Origin of the sequence: Sphingomonas sp. CD22 (genome assembly GCF_034556155.1) — a bacterium.
Classification (GTDB): domain Bacteria; phylum Pseudomonadota; class Alphaproteobacteria; order Sphingomonadales; family Sphingomonadaceae; genus Sphingomonas.
Genome location: NZ_JAYDYX010000001.1, coordinates 670,133 through 693,397, shown reverse-complemented (window position 1 = coordinate 693,397; position 23,265 = coordinate 670,133). Strand labels below are relative to the sequence as shown.

General features: G+C 64.7%; 40 protein-coding genes. 26 read left to right on the top strand and 14 right to left on the bottom strand.

Features of this window, described 5'->3' with window-relative positions; all coding sequences use genetic code 11:
• The first annotated feature begins 300 nt into the window (after window positions 1–300).
• Both SFC76_RS03180 and SFC76_RS03175 read left to right on the top strand, forming a co-directional pair.
• Window positions 301–1,149 carry a GTPase domain-containing protein gene (locus SFC76_RS03180; RefSeq protein ID WP_322848030.1) on the top strand — a complete coding sequence of 283 codons (849 nt, stop codon included), beginning with the start codon at window positions 301–303 and terminating at the stop codon, window positions 1,147–1,149.
• A 1-nt stretch (window position 1,150) separates the two neighbouring features.
• On the top strand, window positions 1,151–1,636 hold the full coding sequence (locus SFC76_RS03175) for a hypothetical protein (protein WP_322848029.1): 486 nt from the start codon (window positions 1,151–1,153) through the stop codon (window positions 1,634–1,636).
• Between the two features lie 610 nt (window positions 1,637–2,246).
• Here SFC76_RS03175 and SFC76_RS03170 read toward each other — a convergent pair.
• The 13 genes from SFC76_RS03170 to SFC76_RS03110 all read right to left on the bottom strand — a co-directional run bounded on the left by SFC76_RS03170 (window position 2,247) and on the right by SFC76_RS03110 (window position 8,333).
• Window positions 2,247–3,329, bottom strand: coding sequence for a tyrosine-type recombinase/integrase (locus SFC76_RS03170; RefSeq protein WP_322848028.1), 1,083 nt, complete (start codon window positions 3,327–3,329; stop codon window positions 2,247–2,249).
• Window positions 3,329–3,526, bottom strand: coding sequence for a hypothetical protein (locus tag SFC76_RS03165; protein WP_322848027.1), 198 nt, complete (start codon window positions 3,524–3,526; stop codon window positions 3,329–3,331). The genes SFC76_RS03170 and SFC76_RS03165 overlap by 1 nt, the downstream gene beginning before the upstream one ends.
• Window positions 3,523–4,056, bottom strand: coding sequence for a hypothetical protein (locus tag SFC76_RS03160; protein ID WP_322848026.1), 534 nt, complete (start codon window positions 4,054–4,056; stop codon window positions 3,523–3,525). Before SFC76_RS03160 ends, SFC76_RS03165 begins: the two co-directional genes overlap by 4 nt.
• Before the next feature lie 37 nt (window positions 4,057–4,093).
• Window positions 4,094–4,531, bottom strand: a complete 438-nt coding sequence (locus tag SFC76_RS03155) for a hypothetical protein (RefSeq protein ID WP_322848025.1) — start codon at window positions 4,529–4,531, stop codon at window positions 4,094–4,096.
• Window positions 4,528–5,193, bottom strand: coding sequence for a hypothetical protein (locus tag SFC76_RS03150; protein WP_322848024.1), 666 nt, complete (start codon window positions 5,191–5,193; stop codon window positions 4,528–4,530). The genes SFC76_RS03155 and SFC76_RS03150 overlap by 4 nt, the downstream gene beginning before the upstream one ends.
• Entirely contained in the window at window positions 5,190–5,330 is a 141-nt protein-coding gene (locus SFC76_RS03145; protein ID WP_322848023.1) for a hypothetical protein, read from the bottom strand. The genes SFC76_RS03150 and SFC76_RS03145 overlap by 4 nt, the downstream gene beginning before the upstream one ends.
• A gap of 158 nt (window positions 5,331–5,488) precedes the next feature.
• The gene (locus tag SFC76_RS03140) at window positions 5,489–5,725 is read right to left on the bottom strand and encodes a hypothetical protein (protein WP_322848022.1); all 237 of its coding nucleotides are present in this window, start codon (window positions 5,723–5,725) and stop codon (window positions 5,489–5,491) included.
• Window positions 5,725–6,156, bottom strand: a complete 432-nt coding sequence (locus SFC76_RS03135) for a hypothetical protein (protein WP_322848021.1) — start codon at window positions 6,154–6,156, stop codon at window positions 5,725–5,727. Before SFC76_RS03135 ends, SFC76_RS03140 begins: the two co-directional genes overlap by 1 nt.
• Window positions 6,156–6,368, bottom strand: coding sequence for a hypothetical protein (locus SFC76_RS03130; protein ID WP_322848020.1), 213 nt, complete (start codon window positions 6,366–6,368; stop codon window positions 6,156–6,158). Before SFC76_RS03130 ends, SFC76_RS03135 begins: the two co-directional genes overlap by 1 nt.
• Before the next feature lie 23 nt (window positions 6,369–6,391).
• Window positions 6,392–6,892 carry a VRR-NUC domain-containing protein gene (locus SFC76_RS03125; RefSeq protein ID WP_322848019.1) on the bottom strand — a complete coding sequence of 167 codons (501 nt, stop codon included), beginning with the start codon at window positions 6,890–6,892 and terminating at the stop codon, window positions 6,392–6,394.
• Window positions 6,889–7,140, bottom strand: coding sequence for a hypothetical protein (locus tag SFC76_RS03120; protein WP_322848018.1), 252 nt, complete (start codon window positions 7,138–7,140; stop codon window positions 6,889–6,891). The genes SFC76_RS03125 and SFC76_RS03120 overlap by 4 nt, the downstream gene beginning before the upstream one ends.
• A gap of 102 nt (window positions 7,141–7,242) precedes the next feature.
• On the bottom strand, window positions 7,243–7,656 hold the full coding sequence (locus tag SFC76_RS03115) for an HIRAN domain-containing protein (RefSeq protein WP_322848017.1): 414 nt from the start codon (window positions 7,654–7,656) through the stop codon (window positions 7,243–7,245).
• A gap of 14 nt (window positions 7,657–7,670) precedes the next feature.
• Window positions 7,671–8,333 carry a helix-turn-helix transcriptional regulator gene (locus SFC76_RS03110; RefSeq protein ID WP_322848016.1) on the bottom strand — a complete coding sequence of 221 codons (663 nt, stop codon included), beginning with the start codon at window positions 8,331–8,333 and terminating at the stop codon, window positions 7,671–7,673.
• A gap of 84 nt (window positions 8,334–8,417) precedes the next feature.
• Here SFC76_RS03110 and SFC76_RS03105 point away from each other — a divergent pair, with 84 nt between their 5' ends.
• The 11 genes from SFC76_RS03105 to SFC76_RS03055 all read left to right on the top strand — a co-directional run bounded on the left by SFC76_RS03105 (window position 8,418) and on the right by SFC76_RS03055 (window position 12,759).
• Window positions 8,418–8,648 (top strand): transcriptional regulator, encoded by a 231-nt coding sequence (locus SFC76_RS03105; protein WP_322848015.1) that lies wholly within the window; start codon window positions 8,418–8,420, stop codon window positions 8,646–8,648.
• The gene (locus tag SFC76_RS03100) at window positions 8,645–8,821 is read left to right on the top strand and encodes a hypothetical protein (RefSeq protein ID WP_322848014.1); all 177 of its coding nucleotides are present in this window, start codon (window positions 8,645–8,647) and stop codon (window positions 8,819–8,821) included. The genes SFC76_RS03105 and SFC76_RS03100 overlap by 4 nt, the downstream gene beginning before the upstream one ends.
• 22 nt (window positions 8,822–8,843) lie before the next feature.
• Window positions 8,844–9,290, top strand: a complete 447-nt coding sequence (locus SFC76_RS03095) for a hypothetical protein (RefSeq protein WP_322848013.1) — start codon at window positions 8,844–8,846, stop codon at window positions 9,288–9,290.
• Window positions 9,291–9,330: 40 nt separating this feature from the next.
• Window positions 9,331–9,489, top strand: a complete 159-nt coding sequence (locus SFC76_RS03090; protein ID WP_322848012.1) for a hypothetical protein — start codon at window positions 9,331–9,333, stop codon at window positions 9,487–9,489.
• 2 nt (window positions 9,490–9,491) lie between these two features.
• Window positions 9,492–9,725, top strand: a complete 234-nt coding sequence (locus SFC76_RS03085) for a hypothetical protein (RefSeq protein ID WP_322848011.1) — start codon at window positions 9,492–9,494, stop codon at window positions 9,723–9,725.
• Complete coding sequence (locus SFC76_RS03080) at window positions 9,722–9,913, top strand: hypothetical protein (RefSeq protein ID WP_322848010.1); 192 nt, start codon at window positions 9,722–9,724, stop codon at window positions 9,911–9,913. Before SFC76_RS03085 ends, SFC76_RS03080 begins: the two co-directional genes overlap by 4 nt.
• A 73-nt stretch (window positions 9,914–9,986) precedes the next feature.
• Window positions 9,987–10,439: a hypothetical protein gene (locus tag SFC76_RS03075; RefSeq protein WP_322848009.1), complete on the top strand. Its 453-nt coding sequence runs from the start codon at window positions 9,987–9,989 to the stop codon at window positions 10,437–10,439.
• Complete coding sequence (locus SFC76_RS03070) at window positions 10,436–10,861, top strand: hypothetical protein (protein ID WP_322848008.1); 426 nt, start codon at window positions 10,436–10,438, stop codon at window positions 10,859–10,861. The genes SFC76_RS03075 and SFC76_RS03070 overlap by 4 nt, the downstream gene beginning before the upstream one ends.
• Window positions 10,858–11,637, top strand: coding sequence for a hypothetical protein (locus tag SFC76_RS03065; protein ID WP_322848007.1), 780 nt, complete (start codon window positions 10,858–10,860; stop codon window positions 11,635–11,637). Before SFC76_RS03070 ends, SFC76_RS03065 begins: the two co-directional genes overlap by 4 nt.
• Window positions 11,564–12,136: a hypothetical protein gene (locus SFC76_RS03060; RefSeq protein ID WP_322848006.1), complete on the top strand. Its 573-nt coding sequence runs from the start codon at window positions 11,564–11,566 to the stop codon at window positions 12,134–12,136. Before SFC76_RS03065 ends, SFC76_RS03060 begins: the two co-directional genes overlap by 74 nt.
• 62 nt (window positions 12,137–12,198) lie before the next feature.
• On the top strand, window positions 12,199–12,759 hold the full coding sequence (locus SFC76_RS03055) for a hypothetical protein (protein ID WP_322848005.1): 561 nt from the start codon (window positions 12,199–12,201) through the stop codon (window positions 12,757–12,759).
• 95 nt (window positions 12,760–12,854) lie between these two features.
• Here the strand turns inward: SFC76_RS03055 and SFC76_RS03050 are convergent, their stop codons facing one another.
• On the bottom strand, window positions 12,855–13,490 hold the full coding sequence (locus SFC76_RS03050) for a hypothetical protein (RefSeq protein WP_322848004.1): 636 nt from the start codon (window positions 13,488–13,490) through the stop codon (window positions 12,855–12,857).
• Between the two features lie 175 nt (window positions 13,491–13,665).
• Between SFC76_RS03050 and SFC76_RS03045 the strand changes: the two genes are divergently transcribed.
• The 13 genes from SFC76_RS03045 (at window position 13,666) to SFC76_RS02985 (ending at window position 23,199) form a co-directional block, all read left to right on the top strand.
• Window positions 13,666–13,992, top strand: coding sequence for an HNH endonuclease signature motif containing protein (locus SFC76_RS03045; protein ID WP_322848003.1), 327 nt, complete (start codon window positions 13,666–13,668; stop codon window positions 13,990–13,992).
• 254 nt (window positions 13,993–14,246) lie between these two features.
• On the top strand, window positions 14,247–14,750 hold the full coding sequence (locus SFC76_RS03040; protein WP_322848002.1) for a hypothetical protein: 504 nt from the start codon (window positions 14,247–14,249) through the stop codon (window positions 14,748–14,750).
• Window positions 14,751–14,867: 117 nt separating this feature from the next.
• A complete protein-coding gene (locus tag SFC76_RS03035) occupies window positions 14,868–15,299 on the top strand; it encodes a P27 family phage terminase small subunit (protein ID WP_322848001.1) in 432 nt (143 codons plus the stop codon).
• A complete protein-coding gene (locus tag SFC76_RS03030; RefSeq protein WP_322848000.1) occupies window positions 15,289–17,097 on the top strand; it encodes a terminase large subunit in 1,809 nt (602 codons plus the stop codon). The genes SFC76_RS03035 and SFC76_RS03030 overlap by 11 nt, the downstream gene beginning before the upstream one ends.
• Window positions 17,098–17,107: 10 nt before the next feature.
• Window positions 17,108–18,403: a phage portal protein gene (locus SFC76_RS03025; RefSeq protein WP_322847999.1), complete on the top strand. Its 1,296-nt coding sequence runs from the start codon at window positions 17,108–17,110 to the stop codon at window positions 18,401–18,403.
• A complete protein-coding gene (locus SFC76_RS03020; RefSeq protein ID WP_322847998.1) occupies window positions 18,396–19,376 on the top strand; it encodes a head maturation protease, ClpP-related in 981 nt (326 codons plus the stop codon). Before SFC76_RS03025 ends, SFC76_RS03020 begins: the two co-directional genes overlap by 8 nt.
• Before the next feature lie 12 nt (window positions 19,377–19,388).
• Window positions 19,389–20,705, top strand: coding sequence for a phage major capsid protein (locus SFC76_RS03015; protein WP_322847997.1), 1,317 nt, complete (start codon window positions 19,389–19,391; stop codon window positions 20,703–20,705).
• Window positions 20,706–20,787: 82 nt separating this feature from the next.
• Complete coding sequence (locus SFC76_RS03010) at window positions 20,788–21,117, top strand: hypothetical protein (RefSeq protein ID WP_322847996.1); 330 nt, start codon at window positions 20,788–20,790, stop codon at window positions 21,115–21,117.
• Window positions 21,118–21,181: 64 nt separating this feature from the next.
• The gene (locus SFC76_RS03005; RefSeq protein ID WP_322847995.1) at window positions 21,182–21,715 is read left to right on the top strand and encodes a head-tail connector protein; all 534 of its coding nucleotides are present in this window, start codon (window positions 21,182–21,184) and stop codon (window positions 21,713–21,715) included.
• Window positions 21,715–22,071, top strand: coding sequence for a head-tail adaptor protein (locus SFC76_RS03000; RefSeq protein WP_322847994.1), 357 nt, complete (start codon window positions 21,715–21,717; stop codon window positions 22,069–22,071). The genes SFC76_RS03005 and SFC76_RS03000 overlap by 1 nt, the downstream gene beginning before the upstream one ends.
• Window positions 22,071–22,601: an HK97 gp10 family phage protein gene (locus SFC76_RS02995; RefSeq protein WP_322847993.1), complete on the top strand. Its 531-nt coding sequence runs from the start codon at window positions 22,071–22,073 to the stop codon at window positions 22,599–22,601. Before SFC76_RS03000 ends, SFC76_RS02995 begins: the two co-directional genes overlap by 1 nt.
• The gene (locus tag SFC76_RS02990) at window positions 22,598–22,999 is read left to right on the top strand and encodes a hypothetical protein (protein ID WP_322847992.1); all 402 of its coding nucleotides are present in this window, start codon (window positions 22,598–22,600) and stop codon (window positions 22,997–22,999) included. Before SFC76_RS02995 ends, SFC76_RS02990 begins: the two co-directional genes overlap by 4 nt.
• Window positions 23,000–23,016: 17 nt before the next feature.
• Window positions 23,017–23,199 carry a hypothetical protein gene (locus SFC76_RS02985; RefSeq protein ID WP_322847991.1) on the top strand — a complete coding sequence of 61 codons (183 nt, stop codon included), beginning with the start codon at window positions 23,017–23,019 and terminating at the stop codon, window positions 23,197–23,199.
• Window positions 23,200–23,265: the final 66 nt, after the last annotated feature.

The following is a 23,265-nucleotide window of genomic DNA, read 5'->3' as shown; positions in this document are numbered from 1 at the left end:
CTGCGGAGGCGGGGGGGGATCGACGGCTGCGATGCAAGTGATCGTTCTGCTCATCGCGGATCATGCCCCATTCCAACCTGGGGGGGGCTTGGCACCGGCTCTCAGAAGGCGCGTCCCGCAGCTAGAAGGCCTGCTTCCTAAGCGAATTATCTGGAAGGGGGGCTGGACTTACCGCCTGGCGCCAGCTTGAACCTCTCAACAAGGTTTCTTCTCTAGGCCAAACGGGCGCACCATATTTGCTGGCTTTGCATCGACGTGCAAAATCAGGCAACACTCCCGGCTCTTGGGAGGGGGAGCTAAATGCCGATCGACGAAGCGTGGTCAGAGATTGTCCCGAAATTTATTCGGGTTCCATTGCTGGCGTACAAGTACCGCAACTTCATCAGAACGTGGGCGTATCGCGGGCTTGTTGCCTTAGGCTGGGGCCGCACTGACGTAGTTGTCGTAGGAAGAGCAGGCGCAGGAAAGTCAGTCCTGATGGAACGTCTCAGCGGCCAGATTGGTGATGTTAATTGGCAGCCCCCGCATTTATCCACGAAGGTGGAAAGCGCTGTCCTTAATTTGGGACAACGTCCGCTCTTGATCCGAACGATACCCGGGCAGGATTCGCGAGAACGGGCAAATGGACTCCACGAGGCGCTAAACCGTCACAAGAAGCTTCAAGGTATCATATATGTTGCCGACTGGGGCTACAATGCGGAACGGCAGAGTGCCGTTGCCGCGGACCGAATAACCCGTGAGGGTATCGACACGATCGATAAGCTCCGTGAATTCAACCTTGAAGCTGAACTTCGGGATTTTCGTGATATTGTGCAACGAATGAAAGATGCCCATTCTCGAACGGGCGGATCATTTTGGCTGATGGTAATCGTCAATAAAGCGGACCTCTTCTTCGATAGGCTGGACGCTGCACAGACCTATTACCACCACGCGACCCCTGCGGGCTTTGCCGATGCAGTGGACGATCTAGTAAAAAGGATCGGCGGCAACCGCTTTCGATATGAAAGCCTACCCGTTTCGTCGTGGCACGAGGAATTTATTTGGAACGGTCAAACGCAGGAATCACGGCTAAATGATTCGCAAACGCGAGCACTGTTTGCCCACATGCGTGATCGTATAAATCATTTGTCAGACTGGTGGAATAGTTGAAATGGCTAGCAGTATCTTTGATGAGCTACCTAGTTCTGCGCAGAAGTCCCTATCCGAGCTTCATGAACTTATCAATGTTGCGGAGCAAGTGACCTACGATTTGGCGAAGTCTCGCTCGCAGGTTTGGAAACAAGTTGGCATTTTCGCGGCTCTAGCGTTGGTAGCTGCCAGCATGACCATTATTTTGATATCAATTAGACCGGATTTATACCAACTATTTCCGCGCGGCATTGTCTCCGCAGTTGGAATTACTTATGGAATAGCTGTAGTATTGATTTATGCAGTTACAGTCGTTTCATTTGCTGTCAATCAGCGCAAGTGGCGCTTGGAGCGTGAAATAGTGGCGGAAATAATTGCAATCGCAGCCGGCATTCTTGATAGCCTGCAAAAAACTATAGGATCGGTGGAATACACACTGCTGAAAATGCGTATGCGTCGTCTTGGACTATCGGAAAAGCGCACATTTGGTAGCCTATGGTTTAACTGAATACTACAATACTTTTCACCTGGCTCGTAGGGAAAATGTGTAGATGTGGCCTCGCAATCTTTATACCGGCCCAGGGGGTGGAGCATACACCGGCCCCGGTGGAGGGTTATACACTGGCCCTGGTGGAGGGGCCTACACTGGTCCGGGTGGAGGGATGTACACAGGTGCTGGCGGCGGAATGTATACGGGCCCCGGCGGCGGCCTATACACCGGTCCAGGCGGCGGCCTTTATACTGGAGTTGGAGGTGGCCTCTACACTGGCCCGGGCGGCGGCCTGTATACCGGTCCAGGCGGGGGGCTTTATACTGGTCCGGGTGGCGGAATGTATACTGGCCCAAGTTCACCGGGCTATTGTGCGATCATACCTCCTTGGAACGTACTAGTTCTCGAACTTAAAAAACGAGGTAAGGATCATTTTGCTGATCGCATCTTACACTTCCTTCGCGGCCGCCGGGGTTGAGGACCATTATGGCGCCGCGACTTAGACGTCTTAATTATTTGGTTTTGTCAGCCGTTTTGACGCCGACGCTCATCGAAAGAGCGTCGTTCCCACATCCGCCAACGCTTAGCAGCGACTAAGGCGCTTCGGGCTCTGAACTCGCGTGTTACCTCAGCTAATCGTTGCCTTCGCCAACCGCTCCCCGATCGCTACGACGACCCGCGCCTGATCGGCATACTTCGCACGAATTGCGGCGACGTCTTTTGTATGCCAGCCGACAATGTCGCTAATCTCGCGATCGTTGAGGCCGGCGATGCAGCAGCGCGTCACGAACGTGCCGCGAAGGTCGTGAAGGTGCTTCGTAATCCCGGCGGCCTTTTTGGCGTCGTCGAAGCGGCTGCCGAAGCCAGTCGCCGTCCAAGGTTGCCAGCGGCTGTTAGCGAGCACCGTCGCGGGTAGCGGCCGACGCTTCGCCTCGGGCCTGCCGGCCATGTCTGCCGCGTGGCGCTCAACGATCCGCGCGAGCAGTGCCTTCGTTTCCGGCAGCAGCGGGATCGTCGCGAGGTTGCGCCCGCGGCTCTTGTTCGTCTTCCAGATTATCGCGTGCTCGCCGATGGCATCCCATGGCAGCTCAACGAGATCACCGCGGCGCAGGCCAGTAAATGCCGCCAGGGCGACACCCTCGTTGACCTCGACCGACGCGGCCGCGGCGATCCGCGCGAAATCGTCGGCGTTCCAGATGACGTCCGAGCGATTCGCATCATAGAGCTGACCGAAGCCCTTCACGACGTTGACGGTCAGCTTCCCGCGGTCATATCCCCAGCTCAGCAGCCGCGAAAATGTCTGCATCGCAGCATCGGCACTGCGCGGCTTGTCAGCCCATTTGTCGCGCCAGTCGAGCACGTCGGCCCTGACCCGGCGATCTTCGAAGACAGTCAGTGGCGTATCGCCAAATTCTTCCTCGATCCGTCCGAGCCATGTGTTGTGCGACGTGCGCGTCGACTGCGCGAGCTTTTGAAACTCGGGCGCCGTGCGGAAGGCCGTGATCAGCCCGGCGATGTTCGACGAGCTGCGCGCAGGCGTTTCGCGCCCGGCCTTTCGCGCCTCGGCGGCGGCGTCGGTCAGCGCGGCGGTGATCTTCGGCCGCGTCCCTTCCGACTTGTGAATGAGGGGGCCGCCGCGCCACGCATAGACATACCAGCGGAGAGCGCGCCCCGCCTTTCGCTTCGATACGATATGGAGCCCGGCCGCCATCAACCGCGCGCCCGCTTCGCAGCCCATTTCGCATAGGCGTCGTCGGCAGCCGGCAGCGTCCGCTCTGTCAGAATGCGAACGGTCCCGTCGGGATCGACCTCGAAACCGCCGATCTTCATGCCGGCATCCTTCGCCGCCGTGATCGCGCGATCTATCACCGACCGGCGCGGATAAGCGGCCTTTGCGCGGGCGGTCATGGCCGTCTCTCCATCATGTCGACAGCGCGAGCGCGAAGGGCGGCGGCGGTATGGGCGCGGCGGTTGGACTTGCCGAGCTGCTGATGCGTCCAATCCCACGGCCAATGCGTCGTCTCGTTGCCGTCGGCGTCGGTATAGATGACCTTCGTTCCGGCGGCGTTCGCCCGGACGCTGACAGCCTTCGGCGAGGCGGTGAACAGCGCGATTTCGACCAACACGTCTACGGAGCTGTCGCTCGATTTCAGCGCTTTCACGCGATCCGCGAGGGCGATCAGCTCGTCGGCTGGCGTGGGCGGCGGCGTGGCCGGCGGCGAGCAGGCCGAGACGCTCCCCGGCAGCTCCCTCGCGTGCGCTTCCGCGCTCCACGGCCATACAGCGACGACGGAGCGCACAAATGGCCACAGCGGGTCATTCTGGCGGCCGGCTTCGACGGTGTATTGCTCCGCCAGCCGATTGTTACGATCGGCCCATTCGGCGGCGGTATCAAAGTCGGGTGCAGCGTAAACGTCATCCGGCCCGATCGTGTGCATGCACCACAAGCGGCGATCGACTCGGCCGACGGCTTGATCAGCGGGCATTCTTGCCTCCCATGACGAGCAGCGGAAGCATGCTTCCGATCACCCAATCGAGCACGCCCGCCGCTACGACCGCGTCGCGTTCCGTTACGCGCTTCCCCGCGACGATGCCGCCGCCGGCCGCTTCCAGATTGAGCCAGCCCAGCCGCGACGCCTCGAATTGAACCGCGATGCGGCGCGCCTCGCCGGCGGCAGCGGGCGACAGCCATGCCGCGGGCAGCATCGCAAGGAAGTGATCGCGGTGATCCGCCCAAGCCGTGCCGGGCTCGCTCTCGATCGCCTGCGGATACCGCTCGACGAGGTCACCACGGTCGACGCCGTCGGGCGACTGCCCGACGATCCAGCCTTCGCGGAAGCCGGCGCAGAACGCCCCGCCCAGCGCTTCCTCGACCGCGGCGGCGACGTTCGGCCCGTGCTGATCGCCGATCATGGGGTCACCTCGGCAGCGCCATCGTTCATCATGGCGGCGACCGCCGCTTCGGCGGCCTCCCGCGTCGCGAAAAGGGTATAGGAAACCTCATCGTCGACGCCGAGTAGCTCGCATTCGTCTTCGGTCAGCACGCGCACGGCGGCATAAACGTCGGGGAGGGAGACGGCCCGCTCGATCACGCAAACACCGGCACGGCCGTCGAAACCCTCGACGAAATGGTCGACCACCTCACTGGCCGAAAACATGCAGGAATCCGACGAAGTGTCGCCGTCAGGATACCACCACGATCCCGCCGTTAGCGCGACCGGCGGTGCAGCCTCAACCGCCCCGCTAAGCTTCCGGTTCGTGTCGCTTAGGCGACGGGTCAGCGCGCGCTCGTCGTGGAGCTGCTTCTTCAGATGCTCAACGTTACCGGCGGCTCTTTCGAACATGATGCCCTTGGACGGGTCGCAATGCTTTGTCCGCAAATAGGCTTCGTCCAAGGTGAAGCGACCCGCGTCATAGTCGGCGGCGGCGTACCCACGCCCACCAGCCCGCCAGTATCGGCGATGCTCGCTCGACCAGATCAGGCACGTGTCATCCGCGAACGCGGCGACGATCGTCGGCGTCAGCTCTTCCAGCGCGACGCGCGGCGGAAGGGCTTGGTCGGCGGCGGCGGTCATCGTCCGGCGCTCCCGAACCGGGTGCGCGTCATGTCGGCGAGGCACGCGACGGCGAGCAGCGCCACGCCGACGATCGTGACGAAGCCGGCGACGATATTCTCGACGATCGTGAAATCGCCCGCGGGTCGATCGGTCATGGGTTGAGCTCCAATCCGAGGGGAAGGTGCGCGCCGCGGCGGCGCTGCGTGCGAGGCGCGAAAGCACCGCTCGCATTCGAGGGAAGACTGCTCACCGTGCGAGCAAGCGCCAGGGCGGCGCAGGGCTCGCGCGAGGCGCGTCACGATCCGGGGGCGCCTCACTGCGCCACCTGGGCGTGCTGCGCGGCGGCGGCATCGTGCGAGCGATAGCGGACGGTGAGGACCGGCGGCGCGGCGACCTCGGGCTCGATATTGCCGGCGCACAGATACTTGATCCGCTCCCAACGCGGCCGGATCGTCAGGACGATGACGGCGGCGGCGGAAGCCCCTGCCCCGGCGAAAACGGAGTGCGACAGCACGCCGACGGCGTGAAGAAAGTGATCCGTCAGCGTCATTAGAATCTCCGCACGTTATAGGCGGCGGGGGTGCGCAGCGGTCGCCGCGCCCAGCCGTCGGGATAGACCCAGGCGGCGGCGCCGCTGGGCGTGATGACTTGAATTTTGCCGTCGGCCTTCACCTCCCCCGTCGTCGGGCATTCGAAGTGGAAGACCTCGGGGAGATCGAAGGGGCCGCATGTCAGCTCGTCACCGGCCTGCCGCTTCACCAGCATGGCCGGCGCGGTCGGCACGTCTCGCCCGAGCGAGACCAGGGCGGCCTCCTGCTCGTCGGTGAAGCGATCGCCGCCGACGAAGGCTATCGCCGAGCGCTCGCCGCCGCGGACGGTGCCGAACCACGGGTCGCGCGGCTTGCTCGGCGTCCACATGGCGGAAAGCGCCTGACGGCCGACCGGCGGCTTATCGAAGACGGCGAGGATACCCTTTGCCATCAGAGCACCATTGCCGCGTCGGCGGCGGCGCGGGCGGCGAGCCAGTCCCTGCCCTCGCGCTCGATATGCCACGCCTCGACGCGCGGCTTCGCGCGGGTGCCGCCGAAGCGCGCAAAGCCGCGATCCTTAAGGGCGACGAGCGTCTGATTGCTGCGCGCATAGTCGCAGCCGTCCGGGCCTATATCCCGCAGGAACACCAGCATAGCGGCCATGTGGGCCGAAACTTCGGCCCGGCTCACCGCCACCCCCACAACTTCAGCACGCCGGACGCGCCGGCGGGATCGTTGACGAGCGCCCAGGGGATTCCGAGCCCGAGCAGCACGTCGCGCCACGTGACTTGATCCGGATCGAGGTCCGTCCGGCCCTCGCGCTTCACCTCAACGAAGCCGATGCGCGGCATGGTCTGATCGATGATCGTCAGGTCGGGAAAGCCAGGGCTGACGCCATCTTTCTTGAGCGCCGCCATCTGCATCGCGCGCGCCTTCGCATCGCCCGCGAGTTGGCTGCCGTTCGGCGTGTGGACCGCATAGCAGCCCAGCGCCGCGAAATGGCGGATAAGCGCGCGCTGCACCGGCCGCTCCGCCAGCATGTCAGCCTTGGCGCCGGTCGCCGTCTTGCGCTTCGCGCGCCGGCGGCCGCCCACAAGCGAGTGCAATACGTCGGTCTTCTGCTCGAGCGTCAGCGCGTCGCACCGCTGCAGCGCGGTGCCATCGACGGCGGCGCCGTTGACGATCACGCCGCCAACTCCGCAGCGTCGACCATCTTCACGCGTGCCACCTCTTGGATGACGACGAAGGTGCTGGCCGGGTGCAGCGCGTTCAGCCGCTGCGCCTCGGCGATCGCCTCCTGCATCGTCGGGTGCCGCTTCCATGGGAGCTGCTTGCCGGCGACCTTGTGGGCGAAACCCTTGCTGTTGAGCTTCCAGACGAGGAAGCCCCCGGCGAAGAGCTTGGTATCTTGCTGCTGGTGGACGGCGTCGGCCATCGGGTGGTCCCTCGTCACCGGCGGCGGCGCGGAATGCGTCGCTCGGCTATAAGGCTGACCTATAGCTGCTCCTATGTTCTGTCAATAGGCTAAGCTATATAGCTATTCGTCAGGGTATATCGGATCGGGATAGAAACCACTGTCATCGGCGCTGCTCGTTTGACCGTGCTGGCGCGGCTGGAACGTAGACAGTGGAGGCAGGTCGGGCTCGCAATTGATGCCCACGCGCAGGGCGGCCCCCCAGGGCGTTTCCTCTTGAAACAAAGCTGTGAGGTGGTGCCCTGCCCTGATCAGGCCGCCGACATAGACGGCACGTTCCGACGAAACGTAGCCAATTTGCACGCCCCGAGACGAGAAGACGGCCACCGCATGCTCATCGAATTTGTTCTTCGGCTCGGGCAGCAGGTCGCAGCGCTCGCCCCGATCGCAGAGCTTGATTTCGAATTGCCGATTGCTGCCGTCGCTGTTCGGATACGGCGCACCAACGACGGACGCCGAGAATGATTTCAATGGCATGCCGGCAGAATGCCTTAGAAGCGGCGGCCGATCCAGATGACCCGGCCAACAACATGCATGTCAGCTTCGGACGCGGTGATCGAGCGAACCGCTTGGTTGTCGCTCATCAACTCATAACCGCCCGACGGCAGGCGGCGAACGCGCTTGATCATCCCCATACCGCCGTAAGCGATCGCCCAGATGCGATCCGGGCGGTCGATGACCTTTTGCGCGGCATCGATCAGGACGGCATCGCCATCCCGCAGGGTCGGCTCCATGCTGTCGCCGTCGCCGTCCGCTACGAACAGCTTCGCCAGGTTCCCTTCCGATAGCGACCGGAGCCACTCGCGATCAAAGGCCCGAACGCCGCGCTGCTCGAAAACGTCGAGGAACGAACCGGCACCCATGGCAAAGCTCAACTCCATTTCGGGCACAAGCCAGAGGCCAAGTTTTTCGGCCATAGCATCGCGATCGAGCGCGCCCAGCGCACCCGCGCCCGCGTCTTCCGTCTCGCCGAGGAGCCACGCTTCGGTCGTCTCTAGCTCCAGAGCGATAGCGCGCAGGTGCTTCGGCCGTTGGGTGTCGCCATTGAATATGGCGGAAATGGTAGGCTGAGACACCTTAACGCGGCGCGCCAACTCAGCTTGGCTAAGACCGAGTGCCTTCATGCGGGCAGCCATTCGTTCGCCGAGTGTCATCGGTTCGCATGTATAGGATTCCCTATCGGCTAATACTAAAGAATGCCTATTGCTTGGGGTATAGGCTGTGCTATACCCCGTCATATGGAAAAGGTCGCAGTGCAACGCGCGGTGGATGCCGCAGGAGGACAGGCCGGGCTCGCTCGCGCTGTTGGTGTATCCCAGCCTTCGGTCTGGCATTGGCTCCGCAAGTCGCATCGCGTTCCCGCCGAATATGTGATCCCGGTCGAAGCTGCGACCGGTGTTTCCCGGCACGAATTGCGGCCCGACATATACCCGGTCGAGGCCGAACCGACGTCGCAGGCGGCGGCATGATGTGGCCCGCGCTCGCCGCCGCATGGCTGTCGATCTGCGGCGTCGCCGCGCTCGGCCACTCGACGTTGCTCAACCGCCGCCCGCGCTACGATCGCCCGAGCCACCGCCAGCCTGACGGCCTTAGGCGCGCTTCCAAGATTTCCCCTGTCCATGGTGCTCAATATGACCGCTGATAGCGCGACTGTACGCCCGTCCGTGAATTTGCTGACGGAAGACGATGCCCGTGAAATGCTGGCAAGCGTCCTGCTGCCGCTCTGTCAGACGCACGGGCCGACGCGGGTCGCGCGCAACCTGGGCGGCGTCGACGAAAAGACGGTGCGGAACGCTCGCGATGAGAAGTCGCTACTCTGCTTCGACACGGCGGCGAACCTGCTCGCGCTCGATCCACACGCCTTCGAGCCCGTGCTGAATCACTTCGGCCGTCGGTCGGTGCCGATCGGCGCCACCTGCGACACGGACGCGCTGCCGGCAATGACCGGCGCGGTTCACAAGCTCGTCGTCGCGGCGGCGCCCGGATCGTGCGGCGGCTCGTCGCTGTCCAACGCCGAGCTGCTCGACGCGCACCGCGATATTCAGACCGCATTCGACGCGCTGGGCGTGCTGCTCAATCGGATCGCCCAGATCAAGCGCGCCGCCGCCTAACCCAGCAACCCGCGGGTCACCCGCACCGGAGAGAATGACCATGACGATGCAATCCGCGTCGATCCCGTCGAAGGACGGGACGGCGGTCGAACCTTTGCGCCCTGCCGCCGTCGAGACTGCGACCGCGGTCGTGCTGGTGCGCGGGCGCCTGATGAGCTGGCACCCGGTCGTCGGCCTGCCCCTGTCGGCGGCGGCTTGATCATGGGCCGCCCCGCTCATCGCGCCGCCATCGGCGAACCCTCCGCCAATACCCCCGTGCTCGACGTGCTGCGCGAGAACGCTGCCCGCCTGGGTTGCCTAGCGCTGCTTCAGGCGCAGCTCCGCGCCGGTGCGCATATCCTGCCGCTACCGCTTGCCCGAAAGCTCGGCGCCACCATCGGCTTGCACCGCGACGAGGTCCGGCCTGCGGTCAAATCGAAGGCATCGGCAATATGAGCCGCGCCCCGAAAGAAACGCGGTCGAGCAAGATCGCGAAGGAAGAGACGCGGCGCGAAGGCGTGCTCGCCGATCGGGTGCGCGCCGGAGGCTCACCGTTCGATCCCGCCAGCCTCGCCCGCTCCTACGCGCTGCCGGTCGACCGCGGCCGCGAGATCATCACCCGGAACGGAGGCCGATATGCGTAACGACGGACGCCTATTCTCCCAGGTCGCCGCCGAAGCTGGCGTGTCGATCGAAAAGGCAATGGTCGCCTGTTACATGGCGAACCTCGCACGCGAAGGCCGGACGCTCGACGAGACGGCGGCGCTGCTGCTGAAGCCTCGCAACGAAGCGCGCGATTTTGCTCGCGATTGGGGCATCGCCTTCCCCGACTATGTCGCAAAGCGGCCGCTGGTGCTCACCTGGGCGCTGGAAGAGCGCGGATGCTGGTCGCTGAAGGTCGACGGCCTGCTGCTCGCCAGCGCGACAGCAAATCGCAACGGCGGCGGCGCATATACCGCTAGGCGCGAGGATATCGACTTCGAAACCGGCGGCTCGACTGCCGAGATCGCGATGCGTCGCATGTCCGTCGAGCTTGAGCGGGAAGCGGTCGCAATCTTTGGCGTCGATGACGTGCAAATTTGGATGGCCGGCCCTCACCGCGACGACCTGCTCGCCCCGGACGTGACGGAAGATCCTTCCGCCCTTCGATCAGCGCTGGCGACCGCATGACCGCGTCGGCCGCCCCCCTGCCGCCTACCGCGCTTGCCGAACCTGCCGAAGAAGCGGCCCGGCTATCGACTCCCGCCCAGTTAGACGCGGCGATGCAGGCGCGCGGCGACGCCCGGCGCGCTCGCGAGGCGGCGGAGGCGGCGAGACGGCGCACGGCCAAGCGGGCCGCCAGTGCGGCCCATGCCTCGCACCTTATCACGATGCCGCGGATCGCAGCCCTGATGAAAGCCGGGGCGCTGCTCGGCAGCGCGCAAGCTCTAGCGGATGCGCTCGGGATCAACGCGCGCAGCCTGCGGAAGAAGACCGACGCGGAGCGCGGCGTATCGAGCGGCGACCTTTGCGCCGCCGCGGATGCCCTCGACATCCGCGCCGCCGCCCTCAACCTTCATGCGCAAAAGATGCGCGACGAGGCGGGCGCGTGAGCTTTGCAGCACTGGCAGCCGTTTCGAAGATGAAGGCGGGGTCGGCGGCGGAGAAGCTTATTGCCCTCGCCTATGCCGACCGGCACAACGAAGAGACGGGCAACGCCTATCCGTCGATCGTATGGCTATGCGAGTTCGGCAGCCTTAACCGCAAGACGGTGATCGCGGCAGTCGGTCGCTTGGAGGCGTCTGGCTTTCTGACCGACACCGGCGAGCGTCGTGGCAATACCCGACAGATCAAGGTCTACCGCCTCAATCTCGAAAGCATCCCAAAAGCGGAACCGTTCCTAAAGCGGAACCGTACCGAAAACGGAACAGTACCGAAAACGGCTCGGGAAGAGTCCCAAAAACGGGACACGGATACTGTTAGGGAACCTACTTCTCCGAAGGCTTCGCCTTCTACGAAGCGCGCGCGCCCGTCCGCGCCGCAACAGCAGCCTTTCCGCCTTCCTGCCGACTGGCAGCCGATCCGGTTCGCCGATGACACCGTCGCCCGCGCCGTCGTCGATCGGCGCGGCGGCGACTGGTCGCGGGCTGCGCTCGAAAGCTTCCGGAATTGGGCGGCGAATGCCGACGACCGCAACGGCCTGGGTCGCAAGCTCGACTGGCAAGCGGCGTGGGGAAATTGGATCATCAAGCAGGACAGAGACGATGGGCGAACAGGATCAAGCAACGGGCGGCACGGCGGCGGCGGGAACGGTGGTGACCGGACCCTGGGCGCCATGCAGGATTTCGTCAGCGGCGGCGCTGCCGACCACGATCAAGCCGGCTGGTGACGGCGACCGCGACCGCTTCGCGACGGCGCTGGGCTCGATCCTCGCCCTGGTCGCGCCAACCGGCATGGATCGGCTCGGGCGGCGAGTTTGGATGGAGGCCGCTTTCGACGCGCTGCGGCACCTGCCGATCGACGTGATCGAAAAGGCCGCGACGATCGCACGCCGCACGGCGGATCACCCGAGCAAGGTCGTCCCGGCGATCATCGCCGCCGCTGAGCCGGAAATCGCATGGCGCCGCCGCCAGCACGAAGGCCGCCCGGCCCAGGCGGCGGCCCTGCCCGCGCCCGGCGGCGAGCGCTGCACCGGCGGCGAGCTGGACGATATCTGCAAGCGCTACGGCGTCGGGCGCTACGCCGATGATCGCGCGGCGAGCCCGCACCGGCCAACGCGCATGGCGGTGACGGCTGACCCTGATCGCCCCTGCCGGACGCCGTCGCGCGCCGATTATATCCGCCTGTTCGGGATCGATCCCGGCGCACCGGCGGCAGTCGCAGAGTGACGATGTTCTACGATTGTTCTATAGCTCTGCTTAGAAGGGGTGCAGATTTTATGGCGGCGAAGTTGAAGCGCAGCACGAAGATCAAGCGCAAGGCTAAGACGCCTGCGGAGCTTGCGGCGGAGCTGGTGCAAGCGAAGGGCGAGGCGATCGGCGTGCCGGCGGCGCAGCTCGCGCGCGGCGGCTATGTCGAGGTCGACGTGCCGCTGCGCGACGGCGGCCGCGTCGTGTCGCTGAAGACGCTGTCGAACCGCGGCGCGACCCCTGTCGGGCGGTGGAAAGCGGCCGGGCTGCTGTCCGCGTCGCAGATCGCCGCCATCGACCATTGCGAGGCGCTATGGTCGCAGCTTGGCGGTAAGGGGCTGGTCATGGACTTCGATCGCGTCGGCGGCGCCGGTCAGGGCAACGGCTGGGCGGAGCAGGAAGCCCTCGACGACCTTGCTCGCTTCAAGGGCTATATCCCTGCGAAATATTGGACCGTCTTCGAGAACGTCTGCCGCTTCGACGAGCCGGCCGGCACGGCGGGGTCGAGCCTGTCGACCAACGCCCGGTCGGCGATCGACACGGCGCGCGTCGTGGTGATGTTCGTCGCCGACATTATCGCCATGCGGGAGCGCCTTGCCTGATAGATTGCGCTTGACTGGTGCGCACCACACTCTATGCCCGACGTCAGTTGTTAGAGCCGCGCCCGACGGGGCCGCGGCTCTTTTGCGTCGATATGTTACGCTTCAGGCTCAAAGCCTTTAAACACCTTCGATAACGGAATGACCCCGTCGTTCCGAAGTCCGCTAAGAAGAACCTCGGCTCGGGCCAGTTCATTTAAATTTGTGCTTTTCAGAGGCCCCAAGATAATCTGCTGAATCAGTAACGCTGTCACCACAAAGGTATGACGGACCATCTCTTGAGCGTGATCGTCGATGAAACTCTGTGTTCCGCTATCAAGCATCGACATAACCATGCCTCGCATTGGCTCATCTTCAAATACGATTTGATTTTGTAGATGCGCCGCTTTGTTGCGCATTGCTCGGACATGATCGATAATCTCACGCAGCTCTGGCGTGATTATTCCAAAAGCAGTGGCGCATAAGGCTAGTTTGCTAAACGATCCAAAAGGCGCATCATAGCCGAATATCTCTTCTTCTTTAACCGTAGGCAGGGCTGGGATCACCTCTTTCAAGCGGGTCTTCAACGCGTCTTCTAGAAGAGTGGCTAGCAGGACTATCACGCCTCGATCGCTTTCATCGCGAAGCTGTTCGACGTATACGCTGTTAGGCGTCGAGTAGACACCGTCACCGCTAAGCTTGTTCAGAGCCTTCTTAGCTATAGAACGAGCACCTTTCGCCTGTTCTTTGGTCACACCTGTTCTCCCGCGTTCATTATGCCCTGTCGATGCGTACTTCTAATTGATGCCGCCGTGTCGTGTCTTTCCGGTTAACTTAACGAGGCGCCTTCAGCGGGCGCCTATCGTCATTCCATCGCCCTTGAGCAGCTTGTTCATAACTCCCATCCCGTGCTTTCAAGCAGGTGATCGCATGGCATGGCCGACCACCAGCCGGCACCAGCGCGGCTACGGCACGGCGCACGACAAGATTCGGAAGCACCTGCTCGCGACCGTGATCACCTGCGAAGAGTGCGACCGCCAGGGCCGCACCACTGCCGGCACGATCGCCGACCACATCGTGCCGCTTGCGAACGGCGGCACCGGCGAGCGCACCAACTATCAGTTGCTCTGCAAAGACTGTTCCGACGCGAAGACGCTCGCCGACAAGGGTCACGTCGCCGCGCCGCAAGGTGGCGTCGATCGCGCCGGTCGCCCGACGGCGCGCAATCACCCTTGGAATTCCAAACATAGGCCCTGACTCGACTCGCAACGTCAGTTGTGCTGCCATGCTCATCCCAACAGGAGAGTATTATGGCTGACGATAAGCCTAGCCCACCGCCACCGCCACCGCCACCGCCACCGCCACCGCCACCGCCGCCGCCGCCGCCGCCACCGCCACCGCCGCCGTCACGATCTTACGAGCAGAAAGACAGCACCTTTGCTGCCGATGAACGCAGTAATACGGTGTCGTTCGATCGACCAATACCGCCGCCGAAGGATCAAAAGTAAGTCATGACAACGCGCGCCGACGTCCTATTCATCGTAGAGATGTCGGTGCGTTATCATCGGCGTCGAGCTTCTTTCCTCGATCTAACAAGTTCGCTGATGTCAATCGTCACCGTCATTGGAGGTGCCGGCGCATTCCTGACACTGATCGGTGGTGACAATACCACTATAGCTAAGGGCGCGACGCTGATTTTGAGCGTTATTGGCACGATCCAATTAGTGTTTCGCATTGATACTGCGGCCGCCATGCATAAGCAGTGGCTGAAACAGTGGCTTCGCATCTTGTATGAAGTGCGCACCCATGACGATCCATCACCGGGCGTCATCTCGCGATGGATTCAGGAACGTTACGCCATCGAAGCAGACTGCGTGACTGAAATGCGTGCTCTTCAAGCCGACTGCTACAATCGGACGATTACCGCGCTCAACTTGGACGGTTCGCCGTATCCTCTGCGCTGGTGGCATCAAGCGTTCAAGCAGGTGTGGCCTTTCGAATCGGGAATCGCCTGACCCCCCCTTCGAAAGTCGCGGGGTAGCGCCGGATAGTACCGACCACGTGGTGCATGCGCACCGCAGGCAGATTTGAGGGGGGGAGGGTTTCGGCCCGGCCCGCCCAGGGAGCCCCGCATGACCCTCGACGTGATCGACGGCGGCGACGGCTATCCGCCGGAGCCGCGGTGGGCGGCCATCTTCGGGCGCGCCGCCGATCGCGCCGTCGCCGCCGAGCATTGGAAGAGCATCGTCGCCGAGCTGCGCGCCGCCGAGAAGCTCGCCGCGGCGAACGGTCACGCGATCCTCCGGCTGGTCGTCGCCTACATGACCTTCGACCGCTCGGCGAAAGAGGTCATGAAAAGCGGCCCGGTTATGAAGGCGCCTAAGACCAAGGTGCCGACGTACAACCCGTGGTGGACGACCATGTCGAACGCGGCGTCGCAGGCGTCCGCGCTGGAAAAGGAGCTTTGCATAACGCCGCGCGAGCGCAACGCCGGCGGCAAGGTCGCGAAGAAGAGCGCGAAGAAGACGGGTGCGGCGGCGTACCTGAAACCCGTTGCCAAATAGGTTTCTCACCGAAGCCGACCCGACGACGGCCTGGGCGAAGGCCGCGGTCGCCGGCGAGTTCGTTGTGGGCGAGCTGGTGCGCCACGCTGCCGAGCGTCACCTGCGCGACATGCGCGACGGGGCGCGGCGCGGCATCTACTGGCGGCCGGAGGAAGCGGCGCACGCGCTGGGTTTCCTACCGGCGGTCTTTTCGGTCACCGACGGGCCGGCGGAGGGGCAGCCCTTCCACCCGCTCGAATGGCATACGTTCGTGATCGGCAGCCTGTTCGGCTGGCGCAACTCAACCGGGCGATGGCGTTTCCGGCACGCATGGCTCGAAACCGGAAAGGGGCAGGCCAAGTCGCCGCTGATGGGCGCGATCGGCCTCTACGTCATGGGCTGGTGCGGCATCCCGCGCGCTCAGGTCTTCGCGATCGGCCAGGACAAGGCGACCGCCGGCGTGCTGTTCCGCGATTCGGTTGCCATGTGCCGCGGCCAGATACCGGACGAAGACCCCGGCGACACGCTTGAGCAGCGTCAGGAAGTGATCATCCGCGGCGAAGGCGACAACGCGTGGATGATCGAGCACCCTGAAACGCAGTCGTTCTTCCGCAAGCTGGCCGGCGGTGACGCTCAGTCGGGGCCGCGCCCCGCGTGCGTGCTCGCCGACGAGATACACGAATTCAAGTCCGACCACTCCATCGAGACGTGGCGCCGCGCGATCGACAAGATCGCCGGCAACGCCATCATGGTCATGGGGACCAACACGCCGGCCACGAACCAGCACGTCGGGCAATCGTATTCGAACGTCTATCAACAGATCGCCCGCGGCGAGAAGCGCGACGATAGCGCGTTCGCGTTCATCGCGCGGATCGACAAGGCCGATCGCGAGACGGTCTTCGAGAACGAAAGCTGTTGGAAGAAGTCGCTTCCCGCCCTCGGCGAGACGTTCCCGATCGAGAATATCCGCGAGACGGTCGCGAGCGCGGTGCTCCGACCGTCAACGAAGTCGAGCGTCAAGCGCCTCTATTTCGGCATCGACGTCGGCGCCGCAGACTTCTGGATGGACGAAGAGCGGTTCAAGGCGGTGCTCGGGCCGATCGACACCCGCGCGCTGAAGGGGCAGCCCTGCTACCTGTCGCTCGATCTGTCGCTCAAAAACGATCTGACCGCGCTCACCGCGACGTGGATCGGCGACGAAGGCCACCTGTCGTCGAAGAGCTGGTATTGGACCGTCGCCGACGGGCTCAAGGATCGCGCCGAGCGCGACCAGGCGCCCTATGTCGAATGGGTCGAAGACAAGTTTCTGACCGCCCTCCCCGGCGCGGTCATCGATTATACCTTCGTGGCGAAGCAGGTCGCGGCGCTCAATGCCGAGCAGGAGATCGATTTCCTCGCGTTCGACGCCGCGTTCATGGCGGAGTTCGAAGCCGCGTGCGTCGAGGTCGGCTTGCAGGTGTGGCGCTGGGAAGGTCCGGGCAAGCCGGAGGGCAAGGGCCTGAAGCTCGTCGCGCACGCGCAGGGCACGAAGGTCATGTTCGAAGACCGGCAGCTCTGCATGCCGACCTCGATCACGAAGCTCGAAGACTCGATCCTCGATAACCGGATCACGATCGACGACAGCCCGGTGACCTATAGCTGCGCGTCGAACGTCGAGCTGATCACCGACGGGCAGTCGAACCGGGCATTCGACAAGAAGAAGTCGCGCGGCCGGATCGACGGCATGGTGACGATCGCCATGGGCGCTGGCGCCGCGCGCATGAACGAAAAGCCGAAGAAGAAGTCCGTCTACGCCGCCCGCGGCGTGATCCGGGTCTGAAGGAGTGCGGATGGGTATTCTCGACCGCATCTTCGGCGCCAGCCCCAGCGCGTCCTTTGCCGACGCACCGAAGACGATCGCGCGCGGCGGCGGCATCGTCCAGGCGTGGAACAGTTACGACATGGACAGCCCCGTGCTGGCCGAATTCCTGCGGGATGGGAAGGTTTCCTCCGGCGGCGTGACCGTCAACGAAATGACGGCGCTGCGGAACAGCACCTTTTTCCGCGCCGCAAACCTCATCGCCTCATCCATCGGTATGCTTCCCACGCACCTCATGCGGCTGAGGCCCGACGGGACGCGCGAGAAAGCGAAAGATCATCCGCTGTACCGGCTGCTGCATAAGCGCCCGAACAGCTATCAGACGGCCTTCGAGTTCAAATCCTACATGCAGTTGCTGGCGCTGCTCGACGGCAATGCCTACGGCCTCATTCTGCGCGGCCTGCGAGACAAGCCGGTGGCAATCGTGCCGCTCGCCCGCAAGTCGATCACGCCGAAGCTGTCGGCCGATTGGCAGCTCAGCTTCGAATATCGCCGTCCGAGCGGCGGGACCGTCAAGCTGCCGGCGCAGGACGTCTTCCACTTCCGACACCCGATGACGCGGGACGGCCTCAAGGGCATTGATCTGCTCGACGTCGCGGTGAACGCCATCGGCATCGCCAGCCAGGCGGAACGGGCGGCCGGCAAGATGCTCAAGGGCGGCGTGATGGCGGGCGGCGCGCTCGAAACCGACGCGTCGCTCGGCGACGAGGCCATCGAGAACCTCAAGGTCAGCATGCGCGAGCGCAGCATGGAGGGCGAAAACGCGGGCGAGTGGCTGGTGCTCGAAGAGGGCATGAAGGCCAAGCCGTTCATCGCGAGCGCGAAGGACGCGCAGTATGACGAAATGCGCAAGCGTCAGGCGGAAGAGGTGTCGCGCTTCACCGGCGTCCCGCGCCCCCTGCTCATGTTCGATGAGACGAGTTGGGGCAGCGGCATCGAGCAGCTCGGCCTCTACTTCGTCACCTACTGCCTCATGCCGTGGTTCGTCGCTTGGGAACAGGCGATCGAGCGCTCATGCCTTACGGTCGCCGAGCAGGACGCTGACGAGCTCTACGTGAAATTCAACGAGGGCGCGCTGCTCCGTGGTTCGCTGAAGGACCAGGCCGACTTCTTCGCCAAGGCCCTCGGCCCGAACAGCGCCTACCGGACCCCCGACGAGGTGCGCGGCGCCTTCGACCTCAACCCGATCGAGGGCGGAGACAAGCTGCCCGTGGCGACCGCTGTCGCAACGCCGGCCAAACCATCGAAGGAATCAGCCGATGACTGACAAGCCGCAGGCGCCAGGGAAGCCGTCCGCCGTCCAATCCATCAACGGCCGCCCGGTGCCCGGCAAGCCGCCGATCGCCACCCCGGACCGACCCATGCCGCGCGCCATCAACGGCGTGAACGGGCGCGACCGACCGTCGGCCCTCCCCCTTCCCCCGGATCGCTCTGTCTCGGCGCTCGCCCGGCCGAACGTGCTCGAAAAGTGGTCCGCCGATGCGGCGGGCATTCGAGCGGTCGAGGTCGGCGACAACGTCATCACCATGTTCGGCGCGATCGGCGAGGATTATTGGTCCGGCGGCGGCATCACGGCCAAGACGGTGACGGCGCAACTGCGCGCGATCGGCGACCGCGCGGTCGAGGTCCAGATCAACAGCCCCGGCGGCGATATGTTCGAGGGCATCGCGATCTACAACGTGCTGCGCGAGCACTCGCAGGCGGTCACGATCAAGATCATGGGGATGGCGGCATCCGCCGCGTCCGTGATCGCAATGGCCGGCGACACCGTCGAGATCGGCGCCGCGTCGTTCCTGATGATCCATAATTGCTGGGTCGTGGCGGTCGGCAATCGGCACGACATGACGGAAACGTCGACGTACCTCGAACCCTTCGATCAGGCGATGGCGGCCGTTTACGCGCAGCGCAGCGGCAAGACCGCGGCGGAATGCGCCAAGTGGATGGACGCCGAAACCTATATGTCGGGGTCCGTCGCGATCGAGCGCGGCTTCGCCGACAGCCTGCTCGCCTCCGACCAGACCACGCGCGACGAGAACGCGAAGGCCGCCGATCGCGAGCGCACCGCCATAACGGCGTTGGAGCTGAAGCTGGTCGCCGGCGGGGACACCCGCGCACAGGCGCGCGAGCACATCACCAAGATCAAGGGCACGCCAGGCGCTGCCCAAGATGACGGCACGCCGGGCGCTGCCACCACCGACCTGGGCTTGCCGCTGGCGGGCCTCCTCGAAGCGTTCCGATAACCGGAGAAGATCATGTCCAAGCTGATGACCAAGACCGCCTTGCTGGCGGCCGGTGCGACGATCGCGCCGATGCCCCGCGCCATCGCGGGTTCGCGCGTTCGTATGGACGGCACCGATCCGAAGGCCCTGATCGCGCAGATTCAGGCCGCGGTGAAGGAAATGCGCGACACCAACGATCAGCGGCTCGACAAGATCGAGGCCAAGGTCGACCCGCTCGACGTGGCGAAGTTCGACGCGATCAGCGCGAACGTCACCGACCTCGAAAAGGCCCTCGAAGGGATCAACGCCAAGCTGGCCGCGTCCGCGCTCGAAGGCACCGGCGGCCACCGCCCCCGCTCCGCCGACGAAGAGGATTACGCGAAGAAGTTCTTCTCGTATTTCAAGGACGGCCAGAGCGAGCACGAGATCAAGGCCGCGCAGCGGACCGGCATCCGTGCGGCGATGACCGAAGGCTCGAACGAAAACGGCGGTTATACGACCCCGGTCGAGTGGGACCGTACGATCACCGGCCGCCTGAAGCTCATCTCGCCAATGCGCCAGAATGCCACGGTCCAGGCCATCACGAGCGCAGGCTTCACCAAGCTGTTCACCGATCGCGCGGTCGGCAGCGGCTGGGTCGGCGAGACGGCATCGCGTCCCGCCACCTCGACGCCGCAGTTCACGGCGCTGACCTTCGGCGTGGGCGAGATTTACGCGAACCCGGCGGCATCGCAGACGCTGCTCGATGACAGCGAGATCGACATCGAGAAGTGGCTGGCGAGCGAGGTGGAAGCCGAGTTCGAGCGGCAGGAGAGCATCGCCTTCCTGTCGGGTGACGGCACGGTCAAGCCGTATGGTCTGCTGACCTACGTCACCGGTGGCGCGAACGCTGCGCGGCATCCGTGGGGCGATATCAAGCAGACCGTGTCGGGCAAGGCGGCGGACTTCGCGACCGATCCGATCATCGACATGATCTATTCGCTGCCGGCGGCCTATGCGGCGAATGCGAAGTTCTACGCCAACCGCTCGTCGCTTGGCGCGATCCGCAAGCTGAAGGATGGCCAGGGCAATTACATCTGGCAGCCCACCTTCGTCGCCGGCCAGCCCTCGACGCTGGCGGGTTACGCGCTCGTCGACATGCCCGACATGCCGGCCGTCAAGGCCGACGCCACGGCGCTGCTCTTCGGCGACATGGCGCGCACCTATCTGATCATCGATCGGATGGGCACGCGGGTCCTGCGCGATCCCTTCACGAACAAGCCGTTCGTCAGCTTCTACACCACGAAGCGCGTCGGCGGCGGCGTCCAGAACCCGGACGCCATGAAGGCCATGAAGATCGCGGCTTCGTAAGCTGCGCCAACCGCCCCGGCCATCCCGGCCGGGGCGTGACACGCCGGGCCTATCGCTCGCGCCCAACCTTCCCGAGGTAGACATGACCGAAGAAGCTCCCGCCGCGCCCAAGGCGAAGGCCACCACCGCCAAGACTCGTACTGCCACCGTCCGCAATGAGGGCGACAGCGCCGTCGTCGGCACCGCGGCCGCGCTCGACACCTCCGGGCCGGCGGACCTTGCCGCCGCCAGCGACTTCTCGCCGTCGGGCGCGCCGCGGCAGGTGACCGATATCGACGTCGACCATCCCGCCGTCGACAACGACCCGCGTGCCGGCACCACGGTCGATCAGAACCGCATCGACTTCAACGACCCCGCGCGCCCCGGCCACGAGATCGTCGAAGAGCAGTTGAAGGCGTCGCCCGACGCCTGACCGAAGTTGGCGCCGGGCTGCCCCCTTGCCCGGCGTCAGCACCCGCTTGCGAGTGAGGTGACCGATGCCCTTTCCCGTCTCGTTCGAGGAAGCGCGCCGGCAGCTCCGGCTCGAAAGCGACGACGCGTCGCGTGACGACGAGCTGCGCGGCTGGATCGAGGATGCCGCCGCCTGGGTCGAGGGCTATACCGGCCATCTGCTGACAGAGCGCGAGGTCGTCGAGCACGTCGCCGGCTTCAAGCCGGTCGCTCTGACCGCATGGCCGATCGCCGCGACCGCGCTGCCCGCGTTGGCATACCTCGGCGCCGACGGGTCGCCGATCGGCATCGCCAACGCGCGGCTTGACGTCACCCGCCGCCCGGCCCGCATCTTCCCCGCAACGGGGCTATTCTGGCCCTTCCGCAACGCCGCCCAGCCGTTCACCGTCACGATCACCGCCGGCTATGCCACCGTCGATGAGGTGCCGCGCGACATGAAGCGCGCGATGCTCATCCTCATCACGGCCTATGACGAGGATCGGGAAGGCGGCGACCTGTTCCTGAAGGCGGTCAAGGCAGCGGAACGCCTCTGCGGCCGCTTCCGGCTCCGCCGCCTCTGATGGCGACCGGGAAGGGACGCGCCAGCCGCTACAATCGGCGCCTCATCATCGAACGCCCCGTCGCCGACGACAGCCTCGACGGCGCAGGATCGGGCGAATGGCAGAAGGTGTCCGGGGCCTGGGCGGAGGTGCAGGACGTGCTCCCAAGCCGAGCCGAAAGTCTCGCCGACGGAATCAACATCGCCAAGCGCCCGGCGCGCGTCCGCATGCGCTACCGCGCCGACGTCGACGCGAGCATGCGCTTCGTCATGGGCGCCCGGGTGATGCAGATCATTTCCGGCCCCGCCGAGCTCGGCGTCCGCGAGGAAGTCGAATTCATGGTCGAAGATTACACTTCGGCAGGCAATCCCGCCTGATGCCGACCGTCCGCGGTCGCGCCGAGACGCGGCGCTACATCGAAGGGCTGCCCGCCCAGATCGAGGCGAAGCTGCTGCGCGGCGCAGGGCGCGCGGGCGGCGCGGTGCTGCTCGACGAGATGAAGCGCCGGTCGCCTGCGGAGGAAATCACCGAAGCGCTGACGCTCCGCACGAAGAGCGAGCCAGGTCGGATCGTGGTCAAGGTGAGCGTCAAAGGCCAATGGCCGCGGTCGCTGGCGACCTGGGCGGAATATGGCACGGACCCGCACTTCATATCGGTGGACGACAGCCAGCGGGAGGGGCGCACCGTCCGGCGGATCAACGACACCGAAACCGGGTCACTGCTCATCGGCGGCAAGTTCGTCGGCAAGACCGTGTGGCACAAAGGCGCCAAGGCCAATCCGTTCATGCGCACGTCGCTCGACTTGAGCGCGAGCGCCTCCCGCGCCGCGATGCAGAGTTACATCAGCGCGCGGGTCACCCCCTCGGGGATCATCGGCAGCGACGAACCGGAAGGGTCGAGCGAATGAGCGGGGTCGAGATCATCGGCGCGCTTCTGCGCGCATACGAACCCCTGACCGCGCTGGTGCTGCCCGCCAGCATCAAGGCGGGCAAGCTGCCCGACGGTGTCGCCCTGCCCGCTATTCTGGTGCGCAGCGTCAGCGTCGTCGATCGCCAGCGGTTGAAGCGCGGGCCGCTCATCCGCTCCGAAGAGCGCGTTTCGGTGGCGGTGCGCGCCGCCACGTATCGTGATCAGAAGGCCGCGATCCGCCTCATCCGCGCGTGCTGCGCAGGGCTGACGGGCGATTTCTCGGGCTGCTTTCGCGTCTCGATCCTCACCGCCGGCACAGGCCCCGACGTCGGCGGCCCGGCGAACAGCTTCGAGCAGACCCAGGACTTCCGCGTCAGCTTCGACGCGGCAGCATGAGAAAAGAGGAACCTACCATGGCCGATACCACCGCCGCGCCGATCAAGGCTGTCGTGCTTCGCGACTTCACCGACGCCACCACCGAAGAGCGCTTTTCCGCCAACGATACGCCCGAGCTGGAAGCCGGCCGCTTCGAGAATTTCAAGGCCGCCGGCTTGGTCCGCGCCGCGCCCGTTCGCCGGGCGAAGGCCGCCGCGTAACCCGCTCGCCCGCCGCCCGGCGGGCGATCCCCCGCCGGCGCCTGCCGGTATGACGACACGAGGATC

Excerpts from the sequence above, each read along its gene's own strand:
- SFC76_RS03180 (WP_322848030.1), top strand. The coding sequence starts at position 301 with ATGCCGATCGACGAAGCGTGGTCAGAGATTGTCCCGAAATTTATTCGG.
- SFC76_RS03175 (WP_322848029.1), top strand. The coding sequence starts at position 1,151 with ATGGCTAGCAGTATCTTTGATGAGCTACCTAGTTCTGCGCAGAAGTCC.
- SFC76_RS03170 (WP_322848028.1), bottom strand. The coding sequence starts at position 3,329 with ATGGCGGCCGGGCTCCATATCGTATCGAAGCGAAAGGCGGGGCGCGCT.
- SFC76_RS03165 (WP_322848027.1), bottom strand. The coding sequence starts at position 3,526 with ATGACCGCCCGCGCAAAGGCCGCTTATCCGCGCCGGTCGGTGATAGAT.
- SFC76_RS03160 (WP_322848026.1), bottom strand. The coding sequence starts at position 4,056 with ATGCACACGATCGGGCCGGATGACGTTTACGCTGCACCCGACTTTGAT.
- SFC76_RS03155 (WP_322848025.1), bottom strand. The coding sequence starts at position 4,531 with ATGATCGGCGATCAGCACGGGCCGAACGTCGCCGCCGCGGTCGAGGAA.
- SFC76_RS03150 (WP_322848024.1), bottom strand. The coding sequence starts at position 5,193 with ATGACCGCCGCCGCCGACCAAGCCCTTCCGCCGCGCGTCGCGCTGGAA.
- SFC76_RS03145 (WP_322848023.1), bottom strand. The coding sequence starts at position 5,330 with ATGACCGATCGACCCGCGGGCGATTTCACGATCGTCGAGAATATCGTC.
- SFC76_RS03140 (WP_322848022.1), bottom strand. The coding sequence starts at position 5,725 with ATGACGCTGACGGATCACTTTCTTCACGCCGTCGGCGTGCTGTCGCAC.
- SFC76_RS03135 (WP_322848021.1), bottom strand. The coding sequence starts at position 6,156 with ATGGCAAAGGGTATCCTCGCCGTCTTCGATAAGCCGCCGGTCGGCCGT.
- SFC76_RS03130 (WP_322848020.1), bottom strand. The coding sequence starts at position 6,368 with ATGGCCGCTATGCTGGTGTTCCTGCGGGATATAGGCCCGGACGGCTGC.
- SFC76_RS03120 (WP_322848018.1), bottom strand. The coding sequence starts at position 7,140 with ATGGCCGACGCCGTCCACCAGCAGCAAGATACCAAGCTCTTCGCCGGG.
- SFC76_RS03115 (WP_322848017.1), bottom strand. The coding sequence starts at position 7,656 with ATGCCATTGAAATCATTCTCGGCGTCCGTCGTTGGTGCGCCGTATCCG.
- SFC76_RS03110 (WP_322848016.1), bottom strand. The coding sequence starts at position 8,333 with ATGACACTCGGCGAACGAATGGCTGCCCGCATGAAGGCACTCGGTCTT.
- SFC76_RS03105 (WP_322848015.1), top strand. The coding sequence starts at position 8,418 with ATGGAAAAGGTCGCAGTGCAACGCGCGGTGGATGCCGCAGGAGGACAG.
- SFC76_RS03100 (WP_322848014.1), top strand. The coding sequence starts at position 8,645 with ATGATGTGGCCCGCGCTCGCCGCCGCATGGCTGTCGATCTGCGGCGTC.
- SFC76_RS03090 (WP_322848012.1), top strand. The coding sequence starts at position 9,331 with ATGACGATGCAATCCGCGTCGATCCCGTCGAAGGACGGGACGGCGGTC.
- SFC76_RS03085 (WP_322848011.1), top strand. The coding sequence starts at position 9,492 with ATGGGCCGCCCCGCTCATCGCGCCGCCATCGGCGAACCCTCCGCCAAT.
- SFC76_RS03080 (WP_322848010.1), top strand. The coding sequence starts at position 9,722 with ATGAGCCGCGCCCCGAAAGAAACGCGGTCGAGCAAGATCGCGAAGGAA.
- SFC76_RS03075 (WP_322848009.1), top strand. The coding sequence starts at position 9,987 with ATGGCGAACCTCGCACGCGAAGGCCGGACGCTCGACGAGACGGCGGCG.
- SFC76_RS03070 (WP_322848008.1), top strand. The coding sequence starts at position 10,436 with ATGACCGCGTCGGCCGCCCCCCTGCCGCCTACCGCGCTTGCCGAACCT.
- SFC76_RS03045 (WP_322848003.1), top strand. The coding sequence starts at position 13,666 with ATGGCATGGCCGACCACCAGCCGGCACCAGCGCGGCTACGGCACGGCG.
- SFC76_RS03040 (WP_322848002.1), top strand. The coding sequence starts at position 14,247 with ATGACAACGCGCGCCGACGTCCTATTCATCGTAGAGATGTCGGTGCGT.
- SFC76_RS03035 (WP_322848001.1), top strand. The coding sequence starts at position 14,868 with ATGACCCTCGACGTGATCGACGGCGGCGACGGCTATCCGCCGGAGCCG.
- SFC76_RS03025 (WP_322847999.1), top strand. The coding sequence starts at position 17,108 with ATGGGTATTCTCGACCGCATCTTCGGCGCCAGCCCCAGCGCGTCCTTT.
- SFC76_RS03020 (WP_322847998.1), top strand. The coding sequence starts at position 18,396 with ATGACTGACAAGCCGCAGGCGCCAGGGAAGCCGTCCGCCGTCCAATCC.
- SFC76_RS03015 (WP_322847997.1), top strand. The coding sequence starts at position 19,389 with ATGTCCAAGCTGATGACCAAGACCGCCTTGCTGGCGGCCGGTGCGACG.
- SFC76_RS03010 (WP_322847996.1), top strand. The coding sequence starts at position 20,788 with ATGACCGAAGAAGCTCCCGCCGCGCCCAAGGCGAAGGCCACCACCGCC.
- SFC76_RS03005 (WP_322847995.1), top strand. The coding sequence starts at position 21,182 with ATGCCCTTTCCCGTCTCGTTCGAGGAAGCGCGCCGGCAGCTCCGGCTC.
- SFC76_RS03000 (WP_322847994.1), top strand. The coding sequence starts at position 21,715 with ATGGCGACCGGGAAGGGACGCGCCAGCCGCTACAATCGGCGCCTCATC.
- SFC76_RS02995 (WP_322847993.1), top strand. The coding sequence starts at position 22,071 with ATGCCGACCGTCCGCGGTCGCGCCGAGACGCGGCGCTACATCGAAGGG.
- SFC76_RS02990 (WP_322847992.1), top strand. The coding sequence starts at position 22,598 with ATGAGCGGGGTCGAGATCATCGGCGCGCTTCTGCGCGCATACGAACCC.
- SFC76_RS02985 (WP_322847991.1), top strand. The coding sequence starts at position 23,017 with ATGGCCGATACCACCGCCGCGCCGATCAAGGCTGTCGTGCTTCGCGAC.